Source organism: Myceligenerans halotolerans (genome assembly GCF_054782975.1).
The window spans coordinates 1-3232 of sequence record NZ_BAAGRL010000080.1; the positions used below are offsets into that span (position 1 = coordinate 1).

The following is a 3232-nucleotide window of genomic DNA, read 5'->3' on the forward strand; positions in this document are numbered from 1 at the left end:
CGGGCTGGTCGGCGGTCCGGGCGGGAGTAGCGGGCGCGGCATAACGCTGGTGGTCGGCGGCGGGGGTGTGCGTCGCTGGTGGTAACCCATCAGAGGAGGACGTCATGGACCCAGGAGAAGGCGTTGGCGGCATGGCCGCGGCGACGCCGGACGAGATGCTTGTCGAGTTCGGTCAGTGGCTGGATCGCCAGCGTGGGCTGGCCGAGGTCACGATCCACAATTACCGCGGGAACGTCAGACAGTTCCTGGAGATGCTGCCGCCGCCGGTGGAGGTGTCGGTCGGGTTGCTGGACGCGGGTGCGGTGACGGCGTTCATGGTCGAGTTCTGCCAGGGCCGGAACACGAACTCGGCGAAGTCGATGGCCCGGTCGGTCCGTTCGTTCCTGCGGTTCGCGCACGCTACTGGCCGCACGTCGATCGGGTTATGGGAAGCTGTTCCGTCATCGGCGTCCTGGCATCTGGCGTCGTTGCCGATGGCGGTGCCTGCTGGCGACGTCGAGCAGCTGCTCGTGGTCGTCAGGGACGCCCTGTTCACGGTGAATGGGCGGCGGGACTACGCGATTCTGCTGTTGCTGGCCAGGCTCGGCCTGCGACGTGGTGAGGTCGCCTCTCTCGGGCTGGACGACATCGACTGGCACGCCGGCGAGCTCACCATCACGGGCAAGGGCGTCCGGGTTGAACGGCTCCCGCTGCCTACCGAGCCGGGCGAAGCGATCGCCGGCTGGCTGACTGATGGACGGCCGTGCTGCCAGACGCGGGCGGTGTTCACCACGATGCGCCCGCCGGGGCGTCCGCTGTCCTCGGGCGCGGTCGGGCACGTGGTCAGGACGTGGTGCCGGACGGCCGGGATCGGTCAGATCGGCGCGCACCGTCTGCGGCACACACTGGCGACCGAAATGCTGCGAGCCGGGGCGTCGCTTCCGCAGGTCGGGCAGGTGCTGCGGCATCGCAGTGCCCGGTCCACGGCGATCTACGCCAAGGTCGATCAATCGGCTCTGCGACCGCTGGCTCGCCCCTGGCCAGGAGGCGAATCATGAGTATCCGCCAGGATGTCACTGCCTACCTGGCCATGCGCCGGACGATGGGCTTCAAGGTCGAGGGCCTGAGCAAATTGCTGCGGAGCTTTGTCATGTTCTGCGAGGCCCGCGGCGTCGAGCAGGTCCGTAACGATGTCGCCCTGGAATGGGCGACCTCGGCGATCAAGGTCCCGGTCAACGATGCTTTGTTCGCCCGCAGGATGGACGCGGTCCGGATTTTCGCCCGACACCAGCATGCGCTGGACCCTGCCACGCAGATCCCAGCCGAGGAGGTCTGCAACCGGCGGTATCAGCCGCGCGAGCCGAACATCTTCAGCCAGGCACAGATCCTCGCGCTTCTGAACGCGACGGCGGTCTTGTCGCCGCAGTTCAAGGCGCTGACCTGGCGGACATTGATCGGACTGCTCGCTACTACTGGCATGCGGCCCGGCGAGGCATGCCGGCTCAGCATCGATGACGTCGATCTGGACGACGGTGTCATCCGGGTCGTCGAGGCGAAGTTCGGCAAATCACGGCTGGTATTCATCCACTCGACCACCGTCCAGGCACTCGACCGCTACCTGCAGGTTCGCCGCCCCTGGACCACCGCGGCTTCGTCCGTCAGCTCGACGGTGTTCCTGAACACGCGACATCGAGCACTCGATCCAGGAACGTTGAGCAAGACCTTCAAGGAGGTCACGGACGTCGCTGGCATCTCCACGACGCCTGGACACCGACCGCCCCGGCTTCACGACCTGCGGCACACCTTCGCCGTGACGACACTGCTGGACTGGTACCGCGACGGCGACGACGTCCAGGCACGCCTTCCGCTGCTATCGACCTGGCTCGGACACGTCGACCCCGCCTCGACCTATTGGTACCTGCGCGCGATTCCCGAACTGCTCGGCCATGCAGCACGCCGCCTCGAAGCCCGCGACAACACACTCACCACGGAGGCGACATCATGAGCGCACCGACCGTCGCCTCGCTGCTCCAGGGATTCTTCACTGACCGGCTGGGTCGGCAACGGCAGGCCAGCCCGGAAACGATCGGGTCCTACCGGGACGCGATCACGCTCCTGCTGCAGTTCGCTTCGAAACAGGTAGGAAGGCCACCGGCCCGTCTCGCGATCGAGAATCTCGACGCAGGAACGGTCGGCGCGTTCCTCGATCACCTCGAGACCGACCGGCACAACAGCACCGCGACCCGCAACGCCCGTCTCGCGGCGATCCACTCGTTCTACCGTTACGCGCTCCCGCTCATCCCCGACCACGCGCACACCGCCAGCCAGGTCCTGGCGATCCCGCAACGCCGCCATGACACGGCGATCGTGTCCTACCTGACCAGCAAGGAGACCGACGCGCTGCTCGCAGCACCGGACCGCACAACCTGGTTCGGCCGCCGTGACCACGCCCTGCTCCTGACCGCCGTCCAGACCGGCCTGCGCCTGTCCGAACTCACCGGCCTGACCACCCAGGACGTCACCACCACGACGCCCGGCGCCGCGGTTCACACCACGGGCAAAGGCCGACGAGAACGCTCAACCCCGCTGACCCGGCAGACCCAGGCGGTCCTGCGCGAATGGCTCCGCGAGACCGGACAAGATCCGAACGACCCGGTCTTCCCAACCCGGCACGGGACGCGGATGTCACCCGACGCAGTTCAACGTCTGGTCACCAAGCACGCCGAGACCGCCGCCGCGTCCTGCTCATCGATCACGTCCAAGCACGTCACACCGCACACCCTGCGACACACCGCCGCGATGGCGCTGATGACCGCGGGCGTCGACACCTCCGTCATCGCGCTCTGGCTCGGACACCGCAGCGCCACGACCACCCACATCTACCTGCACGCCGACATGACTACCAAGGAGAAAGCACTCGCCCGCGTCGCCCCGCCCAACACCACGCCCGGCCGATACCACCCTGCCGACTCCCTCATCACTTTCCTCGAACGACTCTGACACCTACCCCAGCGTTATGCCGCGCCCGCTACTCCCGCCCGGACCGCCGACCAGCCCGAACACCCGCGACCCGACACCAACATCGGCATAACCACGACCTCGGCGTAATTCGAGTTATGCCGCGTGCGGCATAACTCGAAGGAGCGGCGGCTCGAGCCGCAGATCACGATCGGGCTGCTGACCGACCAGGCGGGCCGGCCGCTGCTGGTCGAGGCGTTCGAGGGCAACAAGGCAGAAACCCTGACGATGCTGC

3 protein-coding genes are annotated in these 3232 nt (G+C 67.2%); all 3 read left to right on the top strand.

Going from position 1 to position 3232, the window contains the following annotated elements:
- The first annotated feature begins 104 nt into the window (after positions 1-104).
- From ACYVK5_RS25815 to ACYVK5_RS25825, 3 genes are read left to right on the top strand one after another with little or no spacing between them, the layout of a single operon-like run.
- Positions 105-1037, top strand: coding sequence for a tyrosine-type recombinase/integrase (locus tag ACYVK5_RS25815; protein ID WP_460709145.1), 933 nt, complete (start codon positions 105-107; stop codon positions 1035-1037).
- Positions 1034-1984 carry a tyrosine-type recombinase/integrase gene (locus tag ACYVK5_RS25820; RefSeq protein WP_460709147.1) on the top strand — a complete coding sequence of 317 codons (951 nt, stop codon included), beginning with the start codon at positions 1034-1036 and terminating at the stop codon, positions 1982-1984. Before ACYVK5_RS25815 ends, ACYVK5_RS25820 begins: the two co-directional genes overlap by 4 nt.
- Positions 1981-2979 (top strand): tyrosine-type recombinase/integrase, encoded by a 999-nt coding sequence (locus ACYVK5_RS25825; protein WP_460709149.1) that lies wholly within the window; start codon positions 1981-1983, stop codon positions 2977-2979. The genes ACYVK5_RS25820 and ACYVK5_RS25825 overlap by 4 nt, the downstream gene beginning before the upstream one ends.
- The last annotated feature ends 253 nt before the right edge of the window (positions 2980-3232 follow it).

Coding starts and splice junctions, on each gene's coding strand:
- ACYVK5_RS25815 (WP_460709145.1), top strand. CDS start 105: ATGGACCCAGGAGAAGGCGTTGGCGGCATGGCCGCGGCGACGCCGGAC.
- ACYVK5_RS25820 (WP_460709147.1), top strand. CDS start 1,034: ATGAGTATCCGCCAGGATGTCACTGCCTACCTGGCCATGCGCCGGACG.
- ACYVK5_RS25825 (WP_460709149.1), top strand. CDS start 1,981: ATGAGCGCACCGACCGTCGCCTCGCTGCTCCAGGGATTCTTCACTGAC.